Here is a 22,868-nt window from a genome sequence, read left to right as displayed (position 1 = left end):
TTGCCGCACCCACGCCTGTTACTCGCGTTTACCCAGTTCATGCGCCTCAACCCGCCCGTCTTCCCCGGTGCTCTACGGTGGAGGGCATGGTAAACCTCGTTGATCGCGACACCACGCTCTGCATCTCCCTGGCGGCGCGCCCCTCCAACCACGGCGTGCGCTTCCACAACTGGCTCTATGCCCAGTTGGGGCTCAATTACTTCTATAAATCCATCGCTCCGGAGGACATCACCGCCGCCGTGGTGGGGATCCGGGGTTTGGGAATCCGCGGGGCCGGAGTCTCCATGCCGTACAAGCAGGAGGTCATACCGCTGCTGGATTCCCTGGATCCCTCTGCCGAGCGGCTGGAATCCGTCAACACCATCGTCAACGAGGGCGGCCACCTTACCGGCTATAACACCGATTACCTCGCGGTGAAGTCCCTGGTGGAAACGCACCGGATCGATCCCGCGCTTCCCGTGGCGCTGCGCGGCTCCGGCGGCATGGCCTCCGCCGTGGCCACCGCCCTGTCCGACGCCGGCTTCCACGGCACCATCGTGGCCCGCAATCATCTCACCGGCACCCGCCTCGCGTCCCGGCTAGGGTGGGAGTATTCCACCGAGGTGCCGGGAGAGGCCGCCTTCCTCGTCAACGTCACGCCCCTGGGCATGCGCGGGCCCGAGGAAAGTACGCAGGCGTTTAGCGACGCCGACCTCGCCCACGCCCAGGCGGTCTGCGACGCCGTGGCCATGCCGGTGACCACCCCGCTGATCTGCCGCTCCCGCACGCTGGGGCTGCCCGTCATTCACGGTGGGGAGATCATCGCGCTCCAGGCGGCGGAGCAGTTCGCGCTCTACACCGGGATCACCCCCACCCCCGCGCAGGTGCGCGCGGCCGAGGAATACGCGGCCTCCCAGGAGGCTCTCGACGCCACGGCCTAGCCTCACCAGCCCACCACGATTTATCTTAAGGAGAAGCACCGCATGTCCGATCTGTCCGCCGAGGCTCCCCGCAATCCCGCCGCCCGCGCCCTGGTCACGGGCCTTGACCGCGCGGTGCGGATTCAGGCCTCCACCATTGAGGCCTACGTCGGTCGCCTCCGCCGCAAGCACCCCCAGGCCTCCACCGAGGAGATTCAGGAAACGTTGGACAAGCACTTCCTGCGGCTGGTCTCCGGCTCCGGGGCGTCCGCGGGCGGGGCGGCCGCCATCCCCGGCGTGGGTCTGCTCACCGGGGCCGCCGCGCTGAGCGCCGAGTCCCTGGTGTTTCTGGACGCCGCCGCTTTCTACGCCGTGGCCAGCGCCCACGCGCAGGGGGTGGATATTCACGATCCCGAGCGCCGCCGCATGATCGTGATGATGTGCCTGCTGGGGGCCTCGGGCACCGCCGTGGTGGACGCGCTCCTGCCGGCCGGCACCGATCGGCTTTCCATTCCCAGCGTCTCCCGCCTCTCCGGTTCCGCGCTGGGGCAGATTAATAATCGCCTCCTGCGCACCGTGCTCAACCGCACCACCAAGAAGATGGCCGGGGCCTGGGTGGGCAAGCTCATGCCGCTGGGCATCGGAGCGGTGGTGGGATTGCTGGCCAACCGCAAGATCGCCAAGCGCATGATTCGGCACACCCGGGAGGCCCTCGCGGAGCTGAAAGCCTAAAAAGTTCTGTTCACAATCCCCACATTTGGGGGAGGCTACCCCCGCTATGACGTGCGAGGACCGCCCTCATGACGGAGTGTACCCCAGACATTTTCAAAGATCATTACAGTAGATGGTTAAAGTCGAGTACGCGAGTACAACCCATCAATGAAATGAGGCGAGTAACTGCCGTGAGCAGCGCTAGCAACTTCGGCCAAAACCAGTGGCTGGTTGACCAGATGTACCAGCAGTGGCAGAAGAACCCGCAGTCCGTGGATCAGGAATGGCGCGATCTCTTCGCCAAGCAAGCAGGCACCCCGGCCCCGGAAGAACCCGCCGCGAAACCCGCCACCGCAGTCAGCGATACACGCGACCACAACGGCGGCTCGGGGGATACCTCCGCTCCCGCGACGCCCACCAAGGCCCCCGGTTCCCGAGTTCCGCGCAGCGGTTCCCCCGATCGGCCCAAGCCGGTGCGCACCAAGCCGGTTTCCCCGCTCGCGGACATTAAGGATCTCCCCGAGGCCGGCTCCGCGCCCCTGAAGGGCACGTTTAAGGCGATCGCCAAAAACATGGAGGAATCCCTGACGATTCCCACGGCCACCACGGTGCGCGACATGCCCGCCCGGCTCATGTTTGAAAACCGCGCCATCATCAACGATCACTTGCGCCGCACCAGCGGCGGCAAGATCTCCTTCACCCATATCATCGGCTGGGCGCTCGTCAAGGCCACCCAGATTCATCCCTCGATGAACGTGCGCTATGAGCTTAACGACGCCGGCAAGCCCACCGTGGTCAACCCCGAGCACATTAACCTGGGCCTGGCCATCGACCTTCCGCAGAAAGATGGTGCCCGCGCCCTCGTGGTGGCGGCCATCAAGGAAACGGAAAAGATGAACTTCCACGACTTCGTGGAGGCCTACGAGGACATCGTGGCACGTTCGCGCAAGAACAAACTCACGATGGATGACTTCCAGGGCGTGACCATCTCCCTGACCAACCCCGGCGGCATCGGCACCCGCCACTCCATTCCCCGCCTGACCAAGGGCCAGGGCACCATCATCGGCGTGGGTGCGATGGATTACCCCGCGGAGTTCGCCGGGGCATCCACCGATCGCCTGGCGGAGCTGGGCGTGGGCAAGCTCGTCACCATCACCTCCACCTACGATCACCGCGTGATCCAGGGCGCAGAATCCGGCGAGTTCCTGCGCGAGATGTCCCGCCTGCTAGTGGACGACGAGTTCTACGATGAGATCTTCGAGGCCATGGGGATCCCCTACTCCCCCATGCGCTGGGCCCAGGACGTGCCCAACCAGGGCATCGACAAGAACACCCGCGTGATTCAGCTCATCGAGGCCTACCGCTCGCGCGGTCACCTCATCGCGGACACCAACCCGTTGCACTGGCAGCAGCCGGGCCTGCCGGTGCCGGATCACAGCGACCTCAACATCGAGTCCCACGGCCTGACCATCTGGGACCTGGATCGCATCTTCAACGTCGGCGGCTTCGGTGGCAAGGAGACCATGACCCTGCGCGAGGTGCTTTCCCGCCTGCGCGCCGCCTACACCCTCAAGGTGGGCTCCGAGTACATGCACATCATGGACAAGGACGAGCGCCACTGGCTTCAGGATCGCCTGGAGGCCGGTATGCCCAAGCCCACCACCGCCGAGCAGAAGTACATCTTGCAGAAGCTCAACGCCGCCGAGGCCTTTGAGAACTTCCTGCAAACCAAGTACGTGGGCCAAAAGCGCTTCTCCCTGGAGGGCGCGGAATCCCTCATTCCGCTCATGGATGCCTCCATCGACACCGCCGCGGGCCAGGGCCTCGATGAGGTGGTCATCGGCATGCCGCACCGCGGCCGCCTCAACGTGCTCTTCAACATCGTGGGCAAGCCCCTCGCCCAGATCTTCAACGAGTTTGAGGGCAACATGCAGCAGGGCCAGATCGGCGGCTCCGGTGACGTGAAGTATCACCTCGGCGCCGAGGGCGAGCACCTCCAGATGTTCGGCGACGGAGAGATCAAGATCACCCTCACCGCCAATCCCTCCCACCTGGAGGCCGTGGATCCGGTGATGGAGGGCATCGCCCGCGCCAAGCAGGACATCCTGGATAAGGGCGAGGACGGCTACTCCGTCATGCCGCTCATGCTGCACGGCGACGCCTCCTTCGCCGGCCTCGGCATCGTCCAGGAAACGCTCAACCTCGCACAATTGCGCGGCTATACCGTGGGCGGCACCGTGCACGTGGTGGTCAACAACCAGATCGGCTTCACCACCACCCCGGATTCCAGCCGTTCCTCCTACTACTCCACCGACCTGGCCAAGGCCTACGATTGCCCGGTGTTCCACGTCAACGGCGACGACCCCGAGGCCGTGGTGTGGGTGGGTAACCTGGCCACCGAGTACCGCCGCCGCTTTGGCAAGGACGTCTTTATCGACCTCATCTGCTACCGCCGCCGGGGCCACAACGAGGCCGATGATCCCTCGATGACGCAGCCCACGATGTACGCCCAGATCGACAACCGCCCCTCCGTGCGCGCCCAGTACACCGAGGATCTCATCGGGCGCGGTGATCTCAACACCGAGGAAGCCGAGGCCGCCGCGCGCGACTTCCACGACCAGATGGAATCCGTGTTCAACGAGGTCAAGGAGGGAGAGAAGAAGGGCACCCAGGAGCAGACCGGCATCACCTCCTCCCAGCAGCTCACCCGCGGCCTGGACACCTCCATCAGCCGCTCCGAGCTGGTAGAGATCGGCGAGGCCTACGCCAAGCCTGCCGAGGGCTTTGAGTTCCACCGCCGCGTAAAGAAGGTGGCCGAGCAGCGCGCCGCCTCCGTCCGCGAAGGCGGCATCGACTGGGGTTGGGCCGAGCTCATCGCCTTCTCCTCCCTGGCGAACTCCGGCAAGCTGGTGCGCCTGGCCGGTGAGGATTCCCGCCGCGGCACCTTCACCCAGCGCCACGCCGTGCTCTTTGACCCCCATACCGGCCAGGAGGCCAATCCCCTGGCCGATCTCGCCGCTGCCAAGGGTCAGGGCGGCCGATTCCTCGTGTACAACTCCGCGCTGACGGAGTACGCCGGCATGGGCTTCGAGTACGGCTACTCCGTGGGTAATCCGGACGCCGTGGTGGCCTGGGAGGCGCAGTTCGGTGACTTTGCCAACGGCGCTCAGACCATCATTGACGAGTATGTCTCCTCCGGGGAGGCCAAGTGGGGTCAGCTGTCCTCCGTGGTGCTGCTCCTCCCCCACGGCTACGAGGGCCAGGGGCCGGATCACTCCTCCGCCCGCATTGAACGCTTCCTGCAATTGGCCGCCGAGGGCTCCATGACCATCGCGCAGCCCTCCACCCCGGCCAACTACTTCCACCTCCTGCGCCGTCACGCGCTGGGCACCATGAAGCGCCCGCTGGTGGTGTTCACCCCGAAGTCCATGCTGCGCAACAAGGCTGCGGTGTCCGCGCCGGAGGAGTTCACGGAGGTTACCTCCTTCCGCTCCGTGATCAACGATCCCAATAAGGTTGATCTTTCCGGTGCTGCGGTGGGTGATACCGAGAAGGTGCGCACCATCTTGTTGGTCTCCGGCAAGCTCTACTGGGAGTTGGAGAAGCGCCGCGCCAAGGACAAGCGCGAGGACGTGGCGATCGTGCGCGTGGAAATGCTGCACCCGATCCCCTTTAATCGCCTGCGCGAGGCCTTCGCCTGCTACCCGAACGCCCAGGAGATCGTGTTCTGCCAGGACGAGCCCGCCAACCAGGGCCCGTGGCCGTTCCTCCACGAGCACCTGCCGGAGTTGATCCCCGATCTGCTGCCCATGCGTCGCGTATCGCGCCGCGCGCAGTCCTCCACCGCCACCGGCATCGCCAAGGTGCACCAGGCGGAGCAGGAGCAGTTGATTAACGAGGTGTTTGGGAAGTAACCCCACCCCTCATAAGGGGCCGGAGAGATTTTCTCTCCGGCCCCTTAACTTTATTCGCGCAACGCCCTAGATCGTGGCGTTATCCCGGTACCATTGCTCCGCCGTGGCCGCGACGTCCCCCGATTCCTCCGCCTCCTCCACCAGGGTTTCCACATCGTGCGTGGTAATCAAGCGGGTGAGGCGATTCATCTCTTTGAGCCCCTCCCGGCCCACGCTCAGCTTGCAGAACACCGGCAGGATGTTCTGCGGCAGCACCTCTCCCTCCGCCACGTCCCGCGCGCAGCCCTGGGCCGGGGAAGGATCAGGCACGCCGTATTCGTAGCCCAGGGTGCCCATCACGGTCTCATACGTGAGTTGCAGTCCCTCCTGGGAGTTGGGGTTGCTCTCTCCTCCCTCAAGCTGCTCCGCGAGTTCCGCCGCCTGCCGGGGCGAGGAGTGCGTGAGCAATTCCCCGGTGCAGCCCACCACCATGTCCACCGCCGGATCGCGCAGCCATTCGAGGCGATCCTCTCCCCTGCGCTCCTGCGTGTCCACGGTGGCGGCCACGTTTTCCTCCGCCATCGCCAAGCGGTAGAGATGCGCGAGGGCTTGTTGCTCCACGGAGTCGCTGGCGGCCGCGATGTGAACCACACCCGGCGTTTCCTGCTGCGCCTCGGGGTTTTCCGGTTCCGCAGCGGAGCAAGCAACGCAGGCAAGCGCCACGACGGGCGCGATGAGGGGGACGACAACGCCCCTGCGCGCTAGGGCACGAGAGCCAGAAAAACGGGGCGAAGAGGCGGCGCGGCGTGTCATGCCGCGTAGTTTACCCGCCTCGGTTTTATCGTCCGGGGGTTATTCTACCCGCGGGGCGGTGCCCAGGTTCATCCCAGCGATGGCGTCGCGCGCCTGGGGTGCCAGCTGCGGCTCGCAGAGGACGTCGTAACGCCCCGCCACGATCCTGGTGGCGGAGGTGAAGTCCCGCTGCCCTCGGCTCATGGCGTAGGGCACCGCCGCCATGATGATGCCAAAGAACACGCCCATCACGATGCCGGTGAGGATGGGGGATAAAAAGTTCGATTCAAAGATGCCCAGCAGCAGTCCGATGAAGATGCCTATCCAGGCGCCGGAGAGAGCGCCGCCGCCGATCACGCGGCCCCAGGTGAGCCTGCCGGTGACGGATTCCACCTGCATGAGATCCACGCCCACGATGGTGAGTTTCTCCACGGGGAAGTTCTCGTCGGAGAGGGTATCCACGGCCTTTTGCGCCTGGTCATAGCTATCAAAGCTGCCCACCGGCCAACCGGAGGGACGCTGGTACGGGTTTAGGGCTGATTGCGGTGTGGTCACGGTAAAAGTCCTTCTGTGTTTTTCCTGTTCACGCACTTCAACGCCGCCAGAGGAACAAAAGTTCCCCCGGCCCACCCCTGCGGTAGACTCTGCATCTATGAGTGCAGTCACCCGCGTATATTCCGGCAGGCTTTCCGGCATGGTGGTGCGCGGCCCAGACATGGACGCCATCGGCCGGGTGCGTGACGTGGTGGTCAACATCCGCCCCGAGGGCCACACCTCCCGCGCCCTGGGCCTGGTGGTGGAGTTGGTCAACAAGCGCAAGATCTTTGTCCCCATGCTGCGCATCGCGGCCATCGAGCCAGGTGACATCACCCTGGCCACGGGATCGGTATCCATGCGTTCCTTCCAGCCCCGCACCGGGGAACTCACCGTGATGGGCGATCTGGTGGGCTCGAAAATACACACGGACGAGCCGGAGTTAGAACATTTGCACGGGCGCGCGGTGGAGATCGCGGACGTGGAGTTGGAGCGCACCCGCACCCGTGATTGGGTGCTCTCCCGCGTGGCCGTGTTCGGCGCACGCCAGGGCTTCCGGTCCCGGGAACTCTTCACCGTGGGCTGGCAGTACGTTCACGGCATCACGGCCGCGGGCGTGGGCCGCTCCGATAACCTGGCCGATACCATCGCCTCCTTCGAGGACATGCGCCCGGCGGACGTGGCCAATTATCTCCATTCCCTGCCCTCCACGCAGCGTAATCAGCTGGCTAACGAGCTTGACGACGACCGCCTGGCCGACGTCCTGCAAGAAATGCCCGACGAGCGCCAGGCGGAACTCCTCGAAACCCTCGACATCGAGCGCGCCGCCGATGTGCTCGAAGAGATGGACCCGGACGACGCCGCCGACATCCTCCAGGAGCTTCCCGATAACACCGCCGAGGTGCTGCTGGAACTCATGGACCCGGAGGAGTCCGCCCCGGTGCGCCGCCTGATGAGTTTCTCCCCGGACACCGTGGGCGCGCTCATGACCCCGGAGCCTTTGATCCTCAGCCCTCAAACCACCGTGGCCGAGGCCCTGGCGCTCGCCCGCGATCCCGAGCTGCCCACCTCCCTGGCCTCCCTCATCTTCGTGGTGCGCCCGCCCACGGCCACCCCCACGGGGCGGTATCTGGGCTGCGTCCATCTGCAAAAGCTCCTCCGCGAGCCCCCGTCCACGCTCATCTCGGGGATCCTCGATCCCGATCTCCCGCCGCTGTATGCCGACGACGATCAAGAAACCGCCGCCCGGTACTTTGCCACCTATAACCTGGTGTGCGGCCCGGTGATCGACGAGGATAATCATCTGCTCGGCGCCGTGGCCGTGGACGATCTGCTCGATCACCTGCTTCCGGAAAACTGGCGCGAGCACGGCCTTCGCCCAGCTCATCGCGGCTAAACCACTCCACTCATACTTCCCCCTCACGCCCCAAGGAGACCCATCATGGCTGAGCGCGAGCGTATTCACTTCCTCGATACCCCGGTGGCCAGGCCCCAGCGCAAGTTCCTCAACATCAACGATGATGCCGTGGGGGCGATGGCGGAAAAGGTCGCCCGCTTTTTTGGCACGGGTAAATACCTCATGTGGCAGACCGTGATCGTGATCGTGTGGATCGCCCTCAACGTCGGTGGCTTCTGGTGGAACTGGGACGCCTATCCCTTCATCCTGCTCAACCTTGCCTTTTCCACCCAGGCGGCCTACGCCGCCCCGCTGATTCTTCTGGCCCAGAACCGCCAGGAGGACCGCGATAAAATCACGCTCAACAACGATCGCCGCCGCGCGGAGCAGACCAAGGCCGATACGGAGTTCCTGGCTCGGGAACTCGCCGGCGTGCGCCTGGCGGTGGGCGACATGGTCTCTCGTGATTACCTGCGCCACGAGTTAGAGGACGTGCACGCCCTGCTGGAGCGCATCGAGGCCAAACTTGATGACGCCGCCGCCCAGGCCATGGATTCCCCGGCCGATCTCCGCGAGCCCACCCAGGGCGATCTGAGCGAGGAGGCCCGCCCCTAGCGGGGAGTAAGGTGTGAGGTGATGTCTACCCTGAGCGAATCTGAAGTACGCAAGGCGCTCTCCCGCGTGGAGGACCCGGAACTGGGCAAGCCCATCACGGAGCTGGGCATGGTGAAGTCCATCGCCATTGACGGCAATGAGGTGGCCGTGGAGATTTATCTCACCATCGCGGGCTGCCCCATGCGGGACACCCTGCAAACCAATACCCGCGCTGCGGTGGCCGAGCTTCCCGGCGTGGAGTCCGTGGTGGTCACCACGGATGTGATGAGTGACGAGCAGCGCCGCCAGCTGCGCGCCACCCTGCGCGGCTCCGGCAGCGAGCCGGTGATCCCCTTTGCCCAGCCGGAATCCACCACCCGGGTATTCGCGGTGGCCTCCGGCAAGGGCGGGGTGGGGAAGTCCTCCGTGACCGTGAACCTGGCAGCGGGTCTTGCCGCCAAGGGCCTGCGCGTGGGTATCGTGGACGCCGATATCTATGGTCACTCGGTGCCGCACCTGATGGGCTCGGATCAGTCCCCCACCGTGATGGAGGAGGATATGATTCTCCCGCCGATCGCCCACGGGGTGAAGTTCATCTCCATCGGACAGTTCGTGGAGGGCAACGCCCCAGTGGTGTGGCGCGGCCCCATGCTGCACCGCGCTATCCAGCAGTTCCTCAGCGATGTGTTCTGGGGTGATCTGGACGTGCTGCTCCTCGATCTGCCCCCCGGCACGGGTGACGTGGCGATCTCGGTGGCGCAGTTGGTGCCCAACGCGGAACTGCTCATCGTGACCACGCCGCAGGCCGCGGCCTCGGAGGTGGCCGAGCGGGCGGGGTCGATCAGCCAGCAGACCCGGCAGCGAGTGGCCGGGGTGATCGAGAATATGTCCGCGATGGTGCTGCCCGATGGCTCCACGATGGAGGTCTTTGGCTCCGGCGGGGGCGAGAAGGTGGCCAGCCGGTTGAGCACGCTCACCGGGGGAAGCGTGCCGCTGCTGGGGCAGATTCCCCTTGACCCGGCGCTGCGCGTGCACGGGGATACCGGAACCCCGGTGGTGTTGAGCGAGCCAGATTCCCCCGCCGGCCGGGCCTGCGCGGCCCTGGCGGAGAAGTTGGCGGTGCGGCGGCAATCCCTGGCCGGGCGTCCCCTGGGTTTGGGCGTCACGCACGGCCCCAAGTAAAACCGGGGAAAGTATCTACATAATATCGGCCCAGTTAAACTCCCCGCCCGTAGCGGCGGGGGGAGCCGGACGATGTGAGGGTGCGGCCGCAGAGGCGGGGCGGGCTGGGGTGTCCGGGGCACTGGGAGCTGCGGTCCCCGTGGACTCCCCATTTTTGCGCCGGTGCGCCTTCCCCTCGGTGTCTTGGGCCATGATCTTCTTGGGGTCAAAGGAGTCCATGAACTCCTCGTCTCCGTCGAAAAGCGCCTTGGTCAGCGCCGCGCGCGGCCCCATGCGCTGCCACTTGGCCACCTCGGAGATGGGCTTGCGCAGCTCCTCAAACTCCGCCCCCAGGTCTCCGTTGAGTTCCGCCTTGGCGTTATGAACGGCTTTCCGCGCCGCGTAGATCGCGGCGCGGATGTCCTGGATCAACCCGGGCAGGCGCTCCGGGCCGATCACGATGAGCCCCAGAATGAGGATCGCGAATATTTCCGTCCAGCCGATGCTCGAAAACACTACTCGATCACCGCAGCCCAGTGTTCTTGCGCATGGTGCGCACAAAGACCTCTAACTTATCCAATACCGTCTCCGGCTGCGGCGTCGGCACCGCCTCGGCTCCGGGCCCCGGCAAGCAGGCCCCTTTGGCGATGTCGTGGAGCCTGCCCAGAAGTTCGCGGGGCGGGCGGACGTCGGCGGTCCAGTTGGCCTGGTGCAGGGCCTCGGCGGCGAGGCGCTGCCGGTGAACCTCCCCTCGGCATTCCCCGCAGTGCACGAGGTGGACGCGGGCGCGGTGAAAGGCGACGTCGCATAGCTCGCCGTCCACGAAGGCCGCCACAACCTCGGGGTTTAGATGATCCACCGAGGCAAAAACGCGGGGGCGTTTCTTGCGTGGCTGCCCGCCGCGGTGCTCCCGCTCGTGTGTATCAAAGCTCATGGTGCTCAACGCTACCCCTTTTTCCTTGGTTAGCGCTGCGCCATCGGTAGCAAAAGCCGCGCGTCCTCGCTTCCCTCCGCCGCGTTTTCCAGGCTGGCGCGCAGCTGCGAGCGGCCCCGGTGAATACGCGAGCGCACCGTGCCCATCTTCACGCCCAGGGTGTCGGCTATCTCCTCGTAGCTCATGCCCACCACGTCGCAGAGCACCACGGCCACGCGGAAATCGGGGGCCAGTTGATCCAGGGCCTCCTGAAGCACGGGGTTGAGGTGGTTGACGTGGTAGGCCTGCTCGGGCGTCATGTCCGTGCCCGGCACGCGCTCGTAGTCCTCCGGCAGGGCCTCCATGCGGATCTTGTTGCGGTGACGCACCATGTCCAGGAAGAGGTTGGTGGTAATCCGGTGCAGCCAGCCCCGGAAGGTACCCGGCTGGTAGTGCTTAAGGGAGCGGAACACGCGCATGAAGGTCTCCTGGGTGAGATCCTCGGCGTCGTGCTGATCGCCGCTGAGGCGGTAGGCCAGACGGTACACGCTGTCGGCGTGCTCGGCCACGAGTTCCCCCCAGGAGGGCATGTCCCCCGTTCCGGCGTCAAACGCGGCGGTGCCCGTCAATGCCTCGGTGTCTTCCACGGTATCGGCAGGCATGGCGTTATCGTCGCGTTCGTGCGTCATCATGGCCTCTATCTTGCCAAGCCGATCTCCCAAAGGCCATAGAGGCCCCGTAGAGATCCCTGTGAGGCCTTCCCACCGCCGCGCGGTGACACGGCTCCACCCCGCGCGCCCTGCCCCAACACGGCAACCCGGCCCCTTAAACTGTGAAGCGTGACTGAAACAGCCTTCGATTCTCTCCGAGACTTCATCAACGCGCTCCCCTCCCAGGATGAGGGAGCGGAAGCGGGCGTCGATAAGGCCATCGCCGCCGCCCGCCGCGACGCCGAGGAGTACGGGCTCAGCGCCCCCGATCACCTCACCGGCATGGTGCTGAGCACGCTAACGGCCGCCGCCGGCGGGGAGAAGCCCACGGGAGCCATCGCCTTGACCCCGGCCCTGGCGGTGGTGGGGCTGTATCTGCTGCGCGGCATGCCCCGCCAGGGCACCGTGACCTGCATCGACCCGGAGGCCGAGCACCAGCGCCAGGCCAAGGAGGCCTTCCGCGCGGCTGGCTTCCCCCCCGCGCGCGGCCGCTTCCTTCCCGCGCGGCCCCTTGACGTGCTCTCCCGCATGGCTCCGGCGAGCTATCAGCTCGTCTATGCCGAGGTCGATCCGGTGGATCTGCGCGCGGTCATCGACGCCGCCTGGCCGCTGCTCACGCCTGGGGGAACGCTGGTGCTCGCGGATGCGCTTCTCGACGCCACGGTGGGCGATGCCTCCCGCAAGGATCAGGCCACCGTCGCCGCGCGCGCCGCCCAGGAGCACCTGGGCTCCTTGGGCGAGCAGGCGCTCATCTCTCATCTCCCCTTCGGGGCCGGAATGACGCTGGTCACGCGCCTTCCTTAGATTCTCCGCGGGTTCCCACCACGCCCCCATGCAGGAAATCCCCGGCGTGACTATCCTCGGGCGGCATGGGAACGGAAAGGCATTTTCCCTCACAACGGCACACCATTTTCCAGAACTCTTTGATGACGGCTCTTCTGGACGGCATTTACGATGGTGAAATGACCGTGGGCGAGCTTCTCGGCCACGGCAATTTTGGCATCGGCACTTTTGACGCCCTCGACAGGGAAATGATTGTGCTCGATGGGGTGTGTTATCAGGTACGCGGCGATGGCAGCGCCCAGCGCGCCACCCTGGATCAGCGCTCCCCGTTCACCGTGATGACCAACTTTGTTCCCCACATCACCGGCACTCCCCCGCCGGGGCTGCGCCGCACGGAACTGGCGAGTTTTATTGACGAGCTCCAGCCCAGCGAGAACTATATGTACGCGGTGCGGATCACCGGGACGTTTAGCGAGGTCACGGTGCGCACCGTGACCAAGCAATCTAGGCCCTACCGCCCCATGGTGGAGGCCACCGGCGATGACACCGAATTGCGTTTCCGCGACGTCACGGGGGTGATCGGTGGCTTCCGCACCCCGGTGTATGAAAAGGGAATCGGGGTGCCCGGCTGCCACGTGCATTTCCTGGATTCCCGGCGCGAGACGGGCGGGCATGTTTTAGATTTCACCCTGGCCTCCGGGGTGGTGGAATTATGCCCCGGCACGGATCTCTCCCTGGGGCTTCCCCTCACCACCGATTTCTCCCGGGCCATGCTCGCCCCAGAGGACTTAGACCACCAAATCCACACCACCGAAATCAAGCAATAACCGTCCCCTTAACCACCCCCAATTCACGAAAGGCGTTTCCCACCATGAGGACCGAACATTACCGTCCCGAACTCCACCTCACCGCCGAGACCGGAGTGCTCGATGCCCCCGCCGCCGTGCTCCTCGACGGCGATACCTGGCACGTCTTTCACCAATACCGCCCGCACCCCGAGGCCCCCTCCCGCTGGGGCCATCAGTTCTCCGAGGACACCCCCTACGAGTGGGAGGAGTGCGATGACGTGCTGGCCCCCGCAGAGGGGGAATCCACGGTGCGTGCGGGGTCCGTGGCCGCCATCGACGGCGGGCTGAACCTCTACTTCACCTCCGTCACCAAGCAGAACGGCTCCCGCCAGACCACGGAGATTCACCTGGCGCGCATAGATAATCTCCCCGCCACCACGGCCGATCTCTCCGAGGATCCCCTGGCCGTGGATTCTCAGGTGCGCCGCCTGGGGCCCGTGGTGGGCGATAAGACGGGGGCGCAGGCGGGCATCGTCAACTTCCGTTCCCCCTGCGTGGTGCCGGACTGGGTCACCGACGAGGATCGCAGCGAGGGGCACGCGGGTTGGCTCATGCTGGCGGTGACCGGCACGATGGAGGAACCCGGATTGGCCATGCTGCACTCCCAGGACGGCCAGGAGTGGCTGTTCCAGGGCGCGCTGCGCTTCGAGGGCGCCACGGGGATCGACCCGCAAGCCCGCATCGTTTCCCCGCGCATCCTGCGCCTTCGCGACGAGGTAGACGGCCGCATCCGCGACGTCTTGCTGGTGACCCTCGAAAGCGAGGGCATCGACGTCTCCGGCTACCTGGTGGGCCACCTGCACGAGGCCGTTTTCACCGTGAGCAGCCCGTTTAACCGCATTGATTACGGCCATGACTTCACCCGCCCGCGCAACACCACCTTCACCGTCGGCACGATGGAGGAGGACGATCGCTTTGACCGCGCGGCCATCGTCGGCCAACTCAACGGCGTGGGCCGCCTGGACGACCCCACCACCCACCGCAGCCTGGCCACCGAGGGCTGGGCCAACGCCATGTCCATCCCGCGCGTGACCACCCTCCAGGGCGGGGTGCTCTTCCAAACCCCCGCCGCCGGACTGGTGGAACAGATCACGCACACCCAGCGCGCCCAATCCTGGACGGGGCTGTCCGAGGTACCCGAGGGTTCCTCCGTCACGGTGGAGCTTATCGACGCCGCCGGGGCCCCCGCCGCCCGCATCTCTCACCGTGGCTCCACGCTGGTGCTGGATCGCTCCATGAACCCTCATCACACCGGGGACGCCCCGGCCTCCGCGCCCCTCGCGGAGGGAGACTCCGACTCCCTGACCATCATCGTGGACGGCTCCACGGTGGAGGTCTTTGCCGACGGCGGGGCCGTCTCCATGGCCAGCCGCGTGTACATCGAGGGCGGCTGCTCCGAGATCCGCGTGCAAGAATCCGGCTCCGCCCGGGTGGAGCGCAGCTTCCAGCGCTCCGCGGGTTCCCTGGATACCTCGCGGCTGCCCGACTGGGCCGAGGATGAACTAGATGCGGAGTTCTAGGCTCCCTCTGGCCGCCGCCGCTCTCCTTGTTCTTTTCTCCTCCCCGGCGAGCGCCGCCGAGGGGTTCGTGCGCATTGATGACCCCCACCCGGCACCTCGCCGCCAACGATACCCAACGCCTGGAATCCGAAACCTCCGACATCGGTCTGCCGGACTCTGTGGCCCAGGTGAATTACGTGGTGGTGGATCACCTGGGTTCCCCTTTCAACGATGCCCTGGTGGACTGGACGGAGGAACATCGGCCTGATCTGCTGCCCCAGGGCGGTGGCGCGGGAGGTACCTGGGCTCCGGGCAGCCTCATCGTGGCCGCCGACATGACCGACCGATCCATGGGCATCTACTGCGCCGACCAGGTGTGCGAGGATCTTCATCTTAACGATCATTCCCACCTTGAGTCCGCCCTCTCCGCCATGCGCCCCGCTCTCGGGGAGGAGGATATAGCCCAGGGTTTCCTGGATGGTCTCGATGCCGCCGCCGGGCCAGTGGATGACGAAGGCGTTTCGTGGCCAATCCTCGGGGCGATCGCGGGCGGCGTGACCGGCCTCGGGGCGCTGCTCCTGGGTCTTTTCCGCCGCAGAAGCACCCGCACCGCCAAGACCCGCTATGCGGAGCTGCGTTCGGACTACGCGCACCTGGCGCTCACCGTGCCGCACGGCACGGAGGAACTACGCGGGCTGAGTTCTCCCCTGGCCTCCGACGACCTGCGGCAACGCTGGGAAACCTTGACCACGCGGTTTTCCGCCCTCCCCCAGGAGATTGATTCCTGGGGGCTCTCTTCCGGGGCCTCCGATAAGCAATTCCGCCACCACAGCAAGGACATCGCCCGAGCCCACTCGCTCATGGTTTCCCTGCGCCGGGCCAGCCAACAGATCACGCTCCTGGCCAAGATCGAGCGCGGCGATGTCACCGCGCGCGAGGCGGAGGTGATCCGCCTGGAAAAGGATATTGAGGGCGCCCTCGACCACGCCAAGGATTCACGGGTGCAAGGCCTTTCCCGCCGCGCCGCGGAGTTACGCGCCGATCTCTCCGGCGAGGACTTCCCCGAGCGCTACGCAGCCCTGCTCCGCGACTACGCCGAGGTTATCCGCGATATACGGGACACAGACATTGCCGAAACCTCCGATACGCACCGCGTTCCCCAGCTGGGTGATTCCCAGTGGCGGCCGGGCTACGGGGTGCATTCCTTTGTTCCCTTCATGCTGGTGCAGAGCTGGTATCTCAGCGATACCGCCACCAGTTCCTCCACCTCTACCACCACGGTGAATACCACCTTCAGCGGTGGCTTCGCCGGGGGCGGCGGCTCCTCTAGTTTCTAGCGTGCCACCCGGCCCAGGCGGGTGATGGTGGCGCGGGCCGTGACCGTCATCGTGGGGGGCAGGGCGGCGATCCGACGCTGCAACTCCATCGGCTCAATGTGCCGCGCCGAGGGGCTCATGCCGATCTGCGCCGCGATGGAATCCTGATCGAGCGTCATGGGGAACTCGATGGTGCGGGGCTCCGCCACCGGCGCAAGGTGCCCGGCGGCCTGCTCGATGAGGCGATCCACCTTGCCCTTCTCCACGTCAATGATGCCCAGCGGCTCACGCAACTCCGCCAGGTGGCCGGTATCGGCGGTTAGCACCACCGCCTCCCCGCACTCGGTGAGCACCCGGGCGAACTCCTCCGCGTTGCGTGGGGCAAAGATCACAGTAATCACGTCCACCGAGGAATCCCGCAGCGGCAGGCGCGACCACGCATCGGCCACCACCGCCCCCACCCTGGGGTGACACTTGGCCAGGTGCTTGGCGGCGGGCATGGATACGTCAAGCCCCACGCCCCGCGCCCCCACCACGGTATCGAGGGTATGCGAGAGGTAATATCCGGTGCCCGCGCCGACCTCACAGATCACGGGCTCCGCGTCATCGGGCACCCGGGCGGCGTCGAGGGCATCGTCTACGGCGTGCGTCACCGCCTCCACGAAGGGCGCGAAGTGACCCCGGCTCAGGAAGGTCTCGCGGTTGCGCACCATGTCCATGTCATCGCCGGTATGGCGCAGCCCCGATCCCCCGGCGAGCGTGACGTACCCCTGCCGGGCGATGTCATAACTATGCCCAGACTCGGATACCAAGCGGCGAAAGTCATCGACCCCGCGCAGGGGCGTCCCATCAATGGGATCGGCCAAAACATCAATCACATCGTGCAGCATGTGGGGCGGCTACTCCTGTCCGGACTCGTGGGGTGATTCCTCCCACAGGATATAGGGTGACGGTTCTCTTAGGACTCAGCGGCCTGACTAAGCAGCTCTCCCAGCTCCGCGGCTTCCTCCCGCGTCATTTCCACCACGAGCCTTCCGCCCCCATCCGAGGGGATACGCATCACGATCTTGCGGTTTTCCACCACGGCTTCCATCGGACCGCCGCCAGTACGCGGCTTCATCGCTGCCATTTCACCAAGGCTCCTTGTATTTTTCTTCAGGTACCCCAACAAGCCTAGTCACTTTCCACCCGCTCTCGCTGGGCGGCCCTATCCTCCAATGACTCAATGCGCTGCCATAAGGACTCGATCACGGCGTCCACCTGATCGGGACGATACCCGCGAACCACCACGTCAAAACGCACATCATCGAGGTCACCCCGATCTAGGGCCTCCTGGTTGTGCTCCCGCACCCGGGCGCCCTCCACCATCGGCCCATCTACCTCGCCGCGCCCAAATATCCGGCCCCAGGCCCAGGTGCCCACCACGGTCAGGGCGCACAAAACCACAATCAGCAGTATCCACATCACAAAGGTCACGGGGCAGGGCTCCTCGTCTCTGGGGTCAACACGGTAGAAAGCGGGGCGCGCTGGGGAACCGGAGTCTCCCCCACCCCGGCGCGCTCCAGGATCGTGGCGGCCACCACATGCGCCATCGGCCCGAGCTCGGCCAGCGGGCGATTCCTGTGGTGACGCACCCCCAGATCCACCTGGGCGATGGCCTCACTGCCGTGACGCCGGGCGACGTCGATAAGCAGCCCCGCCTCCACCCCGTAGCCCGCCACGAATGGAAGTTCCAGGGCGGCGCGGCGGCGCAGGGCATACTCCCCGCCAAGCGGCTGCTGAACGGTCTTGAAGTGCGGAAACAACGCGGCCAGGAGCGGCTTGGCCGTGAGTTCCGTTACTCTCCCGCCCGAGCCCTCCTGCCCGTGCAGGGCACGCACATAACGCGCCTTCACCATCTGCACGCGAGGGTCGGCAAAGGGGCCACTGAGCGCCCGCACCATGCCGGGCTCCACCGCAGTGAGATCCGCGTCCAGGAACACCACAATCTCCCCGCTCGCGGCCGCCACCCCGCGCCACAGTGATTCTCCCTTGCCCGGCACCGGGGGCACCTCAGGGAGCGCCTCCCGCCAGTTCACCACCGTGGCCCCGGCCTCGGCGGCGCGCCGCGCAGTGGCGTCCTGAGAATCCGCGTCGATCACCAGCACCTCCCTTGGCCGATCCGCCAAAGCCGCGCGCACCACCCGCGCCACCGTGGACTCCTCGTTGAGCGCCGGTATCACCACACTCACGTGATCGAGCCCGTCCCGCGCACTCATGCCAAACCTCGCATGGTGGATAGCGGGGCCATCGACCCCTGGATGGCCGCGATCATGCGGATCACGTCCAGGGTCTGCGCCACCTCGTGCACCCGGAATGCCGCCACCCCGTGCTGAGCGGCCCAGGCGGTAGCCGCAAGCGTGCCCGCCACCCGCTCACGCACCGGACGATCCACCGTCTCCCCCACAAAGTCCTTGTTTGATAGTGCCATGAGCACCGGCCAGCCGGTACCCACCAATTCCTCTACCCGACGCAGCAACTCCAACCCGTGAAAGGAGTTCTTGCCGAAGTCGTGGGTAGGGTCAATGAAGATTTTTTCCCGCGGGACACCACAGGACACGGCGCGCTCGGCCAAGGCCGTGGTCTCCGCGATCACATCGGCCACCACGTCGTCATAATGCACCCGGTGCGGGCGGGTGCGCGGCGTGGCCCCGCCCGTATGCGAGCATACGTAGCCCACCCCGTGCGCGCCCGCCACCTCCACGAGCTCTGGGTCTGCGCCCGCCCACGTGTCATTCACCAGCCCGGCGCCCGCCGCGATGGCCTCCGCAGCGACCTCCGCGCGCCAGGTATCCACGGAGATGAGGGCCGCGGGGTGCCTACGGTGCAGCTCCGCGATCACCGGAATAATCCGCCGGGATTCTTCCCGCGCGTCCACGAGCGGCCCCGGCCCCGCCTTGACACCGCCGACGTCGATGATCGAGGCCCCCTGCTCTAGCATCTCCTCCGCGCGCGCCAACGCCTCCTCGTGCCGATACGTGGCGCCCTTGTCATAAAAGGAATCCGGAGTGCAATTCACGATCGCCATGACCTGCGGAATAGCCGGGGTGCCTTCCGTGCGGCTCATTATTTTCCGTCTCCCCGCCTCGCACCGGCCTCCGGGGGCACGCCCGCGACCTCACCATGTACCCTGCGAATGTGCTCCACGGCTTCGGATACGGAATCCGTGACCAGGAAGAGATGGGCGTCATCGGGAGCGATCATCTTCTCCTCGACCAGGCGATGCCTTATCCACTCGATCAAGCCACCCCAATATTCCGTGCCCATGAGCACGATGGGGTAATTGCTCATCTTTCCGGTTTGCACCATGCACAGCACCTCAAAAAGCTCATCCAGGGTGCCCAACCCGCCCGGCAGGCACACGAACCCCTGGGAATACTTGAGGAACATCACCTTGCGTACAAAGAAGTAACGGAAGTTTAACCCCACGTCCACCCACTCGTTGAGGTGTTGCTCGTGCGGCAACTCAATGCCCAGCCCCACGGATAACCCACCGGCCTCCTGAGCGCCACGGTTCGGAGCCTCCATCAGGCCCGGCCCACCGCCGGTAACCACCGCATAGCGTGCCTTGGCCAGCGCGCCCCCCAGCTCCATTCCCAGGGAGTAATACGGATGATCCTTAGCCACGCGAGCGGAACCAAAAACGCTCACGGCGGGGGGAAGATCGGCCAGGGCATCGAAGCCGGAGACAAACTCCGATTGGATACGCAAAATCCGCCAGGGATCGGCATGCATCCAATCATGATCTGCCCGCAGCTCTAAAAGACGCTGATCGTAGGTGGATTCCTGATCCCCCGTGGAGCGCAGCAAGAGCGGGCCGCGCAGGGTGCGCCTTTCCCCCTTATTCCCGCCGTGCTTCCCCGCGCTTTCCCCCTTCGCTCCGTTCTCCGCGTTCTCCTCCTTCATCCCAGCACGGGGCGAGGCAGGCGAGGGGGCAGAGAACTCATCAGCGGGGTCAAGATTTTTCATCTGAGAAGGCACTTGTTCCATCTTGTCTGACACAACCTCCGAACCTAGCCGATATGTCTTTTCCATGTGGTGATCGCATGGGACACGCACCCGTGTTGCACCGCGGGTACTCCGGCCATCTACGCCGCTTCGTCTCCCGGCTCACCCGTGAGATACCTGTGCAGCACCTCGGATACCGCACTGATCTGTTCCACCGGGCACTGTTCATCCTTTTTGTGGGCGTACCCGGGATCACCGCAACCAAAGTTCACGGCGGGGATCCCCAGTTGCCCAAAGCGAGACACGTCAGTCCAACCGTATTTTGCTCTTACCCTTCCCCCCACGGCCTGCACGAGATCCTGCGCCGCCGGAGCGCTCAGCCCCGGCGCGGCGGCACCCGCCACGTCATCGACCTCATAGCTTAGATTCTCTTCCCCTTCGATTCCTAGAACCTCAAGCAGATGTTCCATCGCCTGCTCGCTGGTGCGGTCGGGAGCGAAGCGGAAGTTGACAAAGAACCATGCGTCGTCGGGAATCGTGTTGTTCGCCACGCCCGCCTCCATGCGCACCACGTTGAGGCCCTCGCGATACACGCACCCGTCCATCTCCACGGCCTCACGCGGGGTATAGTCAGCAATCCTTCCCAACACCGTACTGAGCCGGTGCACGGCATTATCTCCCAGCCACGCCCGGGCCGAGTGCGCACGGGTACCTGTAGCCCGCACCCGTAACCGAATAGACCCCTGGCACCCGGCCTCAATCACGCCGCCGGAGGGCTCGCCCAGGAGGGCGAGATCGCCGCGTAGCCACTCCGGGTACTCCTTTTCAATATGCCCCAGACCGTTGAACTCCGTAGCCACCTCCTCCCCCTCATAAGCGATAAAGGTGAGATCATGGCGCAGGTTCTCCGCCGTGGCCAGGGTGGCAAAGGCCTGGGCATAGACCGCCAGGCCGGACTTCATGTCCACCGTCCCGCAGCCAAAAAGCGTATCGCGCCCCTGGGCGTCCTCCCCCCTACGGTGGGGAACGTTATCCGCCAGCGGCACTGTGTCAAGGTGACCCGCCAGAATCACCCGTGACCCCAGCCCACGGTGGGTGCGGGCCAGCACATTGTTGTTGTAGCGCAGCACCTCTACCTCGGGCGGCAGGGTGGTGCGCAGGGCCTTTTCCAGGGCGTCCGCGATGTCTGTTTCCTGGTGCGAGGGACTCGCGATGTCCACGAGCGCCGCGGTGAGCGCGATGGGATCGCCAGTGAGATTGAGGCGGGCGGGGGAATCTGGTGAAGCGTTCATGCCCATCGAGGGTAGAGGGCGGGTGGGACACGCGTCGGCCTTTTCACCCCCTTGTTCCTCCCCCGTTATCGAACAAAAGGGGGTACCCGGTGGGAGACGGTCACGCGGCAGTTATACAGTTTGTGCATGTCCGCCTCGATAAACACCGGCCTGGGCCACGGCCTGCGCACCCGACACCTCACCATGATGGGATTAGGTTCCGCCATCGGCGCCGGGCTCTTTTTGGGCACCGGGGTGGGAATCCGCACCGCCGGGCCCGCGGTGCTCATTGCCTACCTCATCACGGGCATTATCACCGTGCTCATCATGCGCATGCTCGGGGAAATGGTGGCCGCGCGCCCTTCCTCTGGTTCCTTTTCCGACTATGCAGAACAGGCCTTTGGCCGATGGGCCGGATTTAGCGTGGGCTGGTTGTATTGGTTCATGATGGTGATGATTATGGGCGCGGAAATGACCGGCGCCGCCGCCATCATGGCCTCCTGGTTTGGGGTTCCGGCATGGATTCCCGCCCTCGTTTCCGTGGTGATTCTCGCCGCCGTCAATCTCCTTTCGGTGCGGGGTTTTGGAGAATTTGAGTTCTGGTTCGCCTTCATCAAGGTGGCGGTTATCATCGCCTTCCTGGTCATCGGTGCCTTGCTGATCTTCGGGGGCCTGCCGGGCCACAGCTTCGTGGGCACCCAGCACTTCCTGGGCGAGCACGGGTTTATGCCGCACGGTTGGTCTGGGGTGGCGGCGGGCCTGCTCGCCGTGGCCTTTGCCTTTGGCGGCATCGAGATGGTCACCATCGCCGCCGCCGAATCCGAGGACCCGCAACGATCCATCACCACAGCAGTTAATTCCGTGATCTGGCGCATCGGTATTTTCTATATCGGTTCGGTGCTCGTCATCGCTTTTCTTCTTCCCTTTGACACCCTGGGCGGGGCGCAAAGCGCCGCGGATTCCCCTTACACGCTGGTCTTGGAACAGGCACAGATTCCCGGCGTGGTGGGCTTCATGGAGATAGTGATCGTCGTCGCCCTTCTTTCCGCCTTCAACGCGCAGCTCTACGGCTCCTCACGCCTGTGCTATTCCCTGGCCAAGCGTGGCGACGCCCCCGCGATCTTCGCGCGCACCGGAGACAACCAGGTACCCACCCCGGCTCTTCTGCTCTCCGTGTTCTTCGCCTTCGTCTCGGTGGGCCTGCAATGGTGGAATCCCACCGGATTATTGGACTTCCTGCTCAACGCCGTGGGCGGTTGCCTGGTGGTGATCTGGGTATCCATCATCGCCTCCTATCTGCGTCTCCACCCGCAGCTCGCACGCAACGGGGAAATCTCAGGGGTCCAGATGTGGGGCTACCCGTGGGCGGCCTGGGGCACGCTCCTCTCCGTGGCCGCCATCGTGGCGCTTATGCTTGCCGACGCCGCCGCCCGCACGCAGGTATATGCCGTGCTGGTCATTTGCGGCGTCATCTTGGCGATAGCGTTTCTCACGCGCCGACCGGCTACATTAAACGGAACCGATCATCACTAACGTAGGCAACTCGCAGCAAAAGGATCAC

23 protein-coding genes are annotated in these 22,868 nt (G+C 65.3%); 11 read left to right on the top strand and 12 right to left on the bottom strand.

The window, feature by feature from the left end:
* Positions 1-86 precede the first annotated feature (86 nt).
* From Cocul_RS08755 to Cocul_RS08745, 3 genes are all read left to right on the top strand, one after another.
* Complete coding sequence (locus Cocul_RS08755; RefSeq protein WP_055122899.1) at positions 87-920, top strand: shikimate 5-dehydrogenase; 834 nt, start codon at positions 87-89, stop codon at positions 918-920.
* 42 nt (positions 921-962) lie between these two features.
* Positions 963-1,631, top strand: a complete 669-nt coding sequence (locus Cocul_RS08750) for a hypothetical protein (RefSeq protein ID WP_055122898.1) — start codon at positions 963-965, stop codon at positions 1,629-1,631.
* A gap of 170 nt (positions 1,632-1,801) precedes the next feature.
* Positions 1,802-5,524, top strand: coding sequence for a multifunctional oxoglutarate decarboxylase/oxoglutarate dehydrogenase thiamine pyrophosphate-binding subunit/dihydrolipoyllysine-residue succinyltransferase subunit (locus tag Cocul_RS08745; RefSeq protein WP_055122897.1), 3,723 nt, complete (start codon positions 1,802-1,804; stop codon positions 5,522-5,524).
* 66 nt (positions 5,525-5,590) lie between these two features.
* Here the strand turns inward: Cocul_RS08745 and Cocul_RS08740 are convergent, their stop codons facing one another.
* Both Cocul_RS08740 and Cocul_RS08735 read right to left on the bottom strand, forming a co-directional pair.
* Entirely contained in the window at positions 5,591-6,316 is a 726-nt protein-coding gene (locus Cocul_RS08740) for a hypothetical protein (RefSeq protein ID WP_150114431.1), read from the bottom strand.
* A 39-nt stretch (positions 6,317-6,355) separates the two neighbouring features.
* Positions 6,356-6,850, bottom strand: coding sequence for a YflT domain-containing protein (locus Cocul_RS08735; protein ID WP_055122895.1), 495 nt, complete (start codon positions 6,848-6,850; stop codon positions 6,356-6,358).
* Positions 6,851-6,947: 97 nt separating this feature from the next.
* Here Cocul_RS08735 and Cocul_RS08730 point away from each other — a divergent pair, with 97 nt between their 5' ends.
* The 3 genes from Cocul_RS08730 to Cocul_RS08720 are packed head-to-tail and all read left to right on the top strand — an operon-like array spanning position 6,948 to position 10,001.
* Positions 6,948-8,225 carry a magnesium transporter MgtE N-terminal domain-containing protein gene (locus Cocul_RS08730; RefSeq protein WP_055122894.1) on the top strand — a complete coding sequence of 426 codons (1,278 nt, stop codon included), beginning with the start codon at positions 6,948-6,950 and terminating at the stop codon, positions 8,223-8,225.
* Between the two features lie 45 nt (positions 8,226-8,270).
* On the top strand, positions 8,271-8,840 hold the full coding sequence (locus tag Cocul_RS08725; RefSeq protein WP_055122893.1) for a DUF1003 domain-containing protein: 570 nt from the start codon (positions 8,271-8,273) through the stop codon (positions 8,838-8,840).
* A 21-nt stretch (positions 8,841-8,861) separates the two neighbouring features.
* The gene (locus Cocul_RS08720) at positions 8,862-10,001 is read left to right on the top strand and encodes an Mrp/NBP35 family ATP-binding protein (RefSeq protein ID WP_055122892.1); all 1,140 of its coding nucleotides are present in this window, start codon (positions 8,862-8,864) and stop codon (positions 9,999-10,001) included.
* Positions 10,002-10,016: 15 nt separating this feature from the next.
* Here Cocul_RS08720 and tatB read toward each other — a convergent pair whose 3' ends face one another.
* From tatB to sigE, 3 genes are read right to left on the bottom strand one after another with little or no spacing between them, the layout of a single operon-like run.
* Positions 10,017-10,496, bottom strand: a complete 480-nt coding sequence (gene tatB, locus Cocul_RS08715; protein WP_055122891.1) for a Sec-independent protein translocase subunit TatB — start codon at positions 10,494-10,496, stop codon at positions 10,017-10,019.
* Positions 10,497-10,503: 7 nt separating this feature from the next.
* On the bottom strand, positions 10,504-10,914 hold the full coding sequence (locus Cocul_RS08710) for an anti-sigma factor (protein ID WP_055122890.1): 411 nt from the start codon (positions 10,912-10,914) through the stop codon (positions 10,504-10,506).
* Positions 10,915-10,943: 29 nt separating this feature from the next.
* Positions 10,944-11,585 (bottom strand): RNA polymerase sigma factor SigE, encoded by a 642-nt coding sequence (gene sigE / locus Cocul_RS08705; RefSeq protein ID WP_055122889.1) that lies wholly within the window; start codon positions 11,583-11,585, stop codon positions 10,944-10,946.
* Positions 11,586-11,732: 147 nt separating this feature from the next.
* On the opposite strand from sigE, the gene Cocul_RS08700 reads away from it, so the two are divergent.
* From Cocul_RS08700 to Cocul_RS08685, 4 genes are all read left to right on the top strand, one after another.
* On the top strand, positions 11,733-12,407 hold the full coding sequence (locus tag Cocul_RS08700) for an O-methyltransferase (protein ID WP_055122888.1): 675 nt from the start codon (positions 11,733-11,735) through the stop codon (positions 12,405-12,407).
* Between the two features lie 65 nt (positions 12,408-12,472).
* Complete coding sequence (gene budA / locus Cocul_RS08695) at positions 12,473-13,213, top strand: acetolactate decarboxylase (RefSeq protein ID WP_055122887.1); 741 nt, start codon at positions 12,473-12,475, stop codon at positions 13,211-13,213.
* Between the two features lie 44 nt (positions 13,214-13,257).
* Complete coding sequence (locus Cocul_RS08690; protein WP_055122886.1) at positions 13,258-14,754, top strand: GH32 C-terminal domain-containing protein; 1,497 nt, start codon at positions 13,258-13,260, stop codon at positions 14,752-14,754.
* Between the two features lie 77 nt (positions 14,755-14,831).
* Positions 14,832-16,070, top strand: a complete 1,239-nt coding sequence (locus Cocul_RS08685; RefSeq protein WP_055122885.1) for a hypothetical protein — start codon at positions 14,832-14,834, stop codon at positions 16,068-16,070.
* Here the strand turns inward: Cocul_RS08685 and Cocul_RS08680 are convergent.
* The 7 genes from Cocul_RS08680 to dapE all read right to left on the bottom strand — a co-directional run bounded on the left by Cocul_RS08680 (position 16,067) and on the right by dapE (position 21,328).
* On the bottom strand, positions 16,067-16,939 hold the full coding sequence (locus Cocul_RS08680; RefSeq protein ID WP_055122884.1) for a methyltransferase domain-containing protein: 873 nt from the start codon (positions 16,937-16,939) through the stop codon (positions 16,067-16,069). The two genes, Cocul_RS08685 and Cocul_RS08680, sit on opposite strands and share 4 nt — an antisense overlap.
* Before the next feature lie 68 nt (positions 16,940-17,007).
* Positions 17,008-17,178, bottom strand: a complete 171-nt coding sequence (locus Cocul_RS11535; protein ID WP_069723608.1) for a DUF3117 domain-containing protein — start codon at positions 17,176-17,178, stop codon at positions 17,008-17,010.
* A gap of 44 nt (positions 17,179-17,222) precedes the next feature.
* Positions 17,223-17,525: a DivIVA domain-containing protein gene (locus tag Cocul_RS08675; RefSeq protein ID WP_245622189.1), complete on the bottom strand. Its 303-nt coding sequence runs from the start codon at positions 17,523-17,525 to the stop codon at positions 17,223-17,225.
* Positions 17,522-18,307: a glucosyl-3-phosphoglycerate synthase gene (locus tag Cocul_RS08670; protein WP_055122883.1), complete on the bottom strand. Its 786-nt coding sequence runs from the start codon at positions 18,305-18,307 to the stop codon at positions 17,522-17,524. Before Cocul_RS08670 ends, Cocul_RS08675 begins: the two co-directional genes overlap by 4 nt.
* Positions 18,304-19,155, bottom strand: a complete 852-nt coding sequence (gene folP, locus Cocul_RS08665) for a dihydropteroate synthase (RefSeq protein ID WP_245622187.1) — start codon at positions 19,153-19,155, stop codon at positions 18,304-18,306. Before folP ends, Cocul_RS08670 begins: the two co-directional genes overlap by 4 nt.
* Positions 19,155-20,057 (bottom strand): LOG family protein, encoded by a 903-nt coding sequence (locus Cocul_RS08660; RefSeq protein ID WP_245622185.1) that lies wholly within the window; start codon positions 20,055-20,057, stop codon positions 19,155-19,157. The genes folP and Cocul_RS08660 overlap by 1 nt, the downstream gene beginning before the upstream one ends.
* A gap of 119 nt (positions 20,058-20,176) precedes the next feature.
* Positions 20,177-21,328 (bottom strand): succinyl-diaminopimelate desuccinylase, encoded by a 1,152-nt coding sequence (gene dapE, locus Cocul_RS08655; RefSeq protein ID WP_150114429.1) that lies wholly within the window; start codon positions 21,326-21,328, stop codon positions 20,177-20,179.
* 126 nt (positions 21,329-21,454) lie between these two features.
* On the opposite strand from dapE, the gene Cocul_RS08650 reads away from it, so the two are divergent.
* On the top strand, positions 21,455-22,840 hold the full coding sequence (locus Cocul_RS08650) for an amino acid permease (RefSeq protein WP_055122881.1): 1,386 nt from the start codon (positions 21,455-21,457) through the stop codon (positions 22,838-22,840).
* The last annotated feature ends 28 nt before the right edge of the window (positions 22,841-22,868 follow it).

The sequence above is a fragment of the Corynebacterium oculi genome (assembly GCF_001412105.1).
Taxonomy (GTDB): domain Bacteria; phylum Actinomycetota; class Actinomycetes; order Mycobacteriales; family Mycobacteriaceae; genus Corynebacterium; species Corynebacterium oculi.
Note: the sequence above shows the minus strand (reverse complement) of the source record. Positions and strands in the feature narration are given on the sequence as shown.

Excerpts from the sequence above, each read along its gene's own strand:
- Cocul_RS08680 (WP_055122884.1), bottom strand. The coding sequence starts at position 16,939 with ATGCTGCACGATGTGATTGATGTTTTGGCCGATCCCATTGATGGGACG.
- Cocul_RS08740 (WP_150114431.1), bottom strand. The coding sequence starts at position 6,316 with ATGACACGCCGCGCCGCCTCTTCGCCCCGTTTTTCTGGCTCTCGTGCC.
- Cocul_RS08755 (WP_055122899.1), top strand. The coding sequence starts at position 87 with ATGGTAAACCTCGTTGATCGCGACACCACGCTCTGCATCTCCCTGGCG.
- Cocul_RS08730 (WP_055122894.1), top strand. The coding sequence starts at position 6,948 with ATGAGTGCAGTCACCCGCGTATATTCCGGCAGGCTTTCCGGCATGGTG.
- Cocul_RS08710 (WP_055122890.1), bottom strand. The coding sequence starts at position 10,914 with ATGAGCTTTGATACACACGAGCGGGAGCACCGCGGCGGGCAGCCACGC.
- dapE (WP_150114429.1), bottom strand. The coding sequence starts at position 21,328 with ATGAACGCTTCACCAGATTCCCCCGCCCGCCTCAATCTCACTGGCGAT.
- folP (WP_245622187.1), bottom strand. The coding sequence starts at position 19,155 with ATGAGCCGCACGGAAGGCACCCCGGCTATTCCGCAGGTCATGGCGATC.
- Cocul_RS11535 (WP_069723608.1), bottom strand. The coding sequence starts at position 17,178 with ATGGCAGCGATGAAGCCGCGTACTGGCGGCGGTCCGATGGAAGCCGTG.
- Cocul_RS08750 (WP_055122898.1), top strand. The coding sequence starts at position 963 with ATGTCCGATCTGTCCGCCGAGGCTCCCCGCAATCCCGCCGCCCGCGCC.
- sigE (WP_055122889.1), bottom strand. The coding sequence starts at position 11,585 with ATGATGACGCACGAACGCGACGATAACGCCATGCCTGCCGATACCGTG.
- Cocul_RS08690 (WP_055122886.1), top strand. The coding sequence starts at position 13,258 with ATGAGGACCGAACATTACCGTCCCGAACTCCACCTCACCGCCGAGACC.
- Cocul_RS08685 (WP_055122885.1), top strand. The coding sequence starts at position 14,832 with ATGACCCCCACCCGGCACCTCGCCGCCAACGATACCCAACGCCTGGAA.
- Cocul_RS08725 (WP_055122893.1), top strand. The coding sequence starts at position 8,271 with ATGGCTGAGCGCGAGCGTATTCACTTCCTCGATACCCCGGTGGCCAGG.
- Cocul_RS08670 (WP_055122883.1), bottom strand. The coding sequence starts at position 18,307 with ATGAGTGCGCGGGACGGGCTCGATCACGTGAGTGTGGTGATACCGGCG.
- Cocul_RS08720 (WP_055122892.1), top strand. The coding sequence starts at position 8,862 with ATGTCTACCCTGAGCGAATCTGAAGTACGCAAGGCGCTCTCCCGCGTG.
- budA (WP_055122887.1), top strand. The coding sequence starts at position 12,473 with ATGGGAACGGAAAGGCATTTTCCCTCACAACGGCACACCATTTTCCAG.
- Cocul_RS08660 (WP_245622185.1), bottom strand. The coding sequence starts at position 20,057 with ATGAAAAATCTTGACCCCGCTGATGAGTTCTCTGCCCCCTCGCCTGCC.
- Cocul_RS08650 (WP_055122881.1), top strand. The coding sequence starts at position 21,455 with ATGTCCGCCTCGATAAACACCGGCCTGGGCCACGGCCTGCGCACCCGA.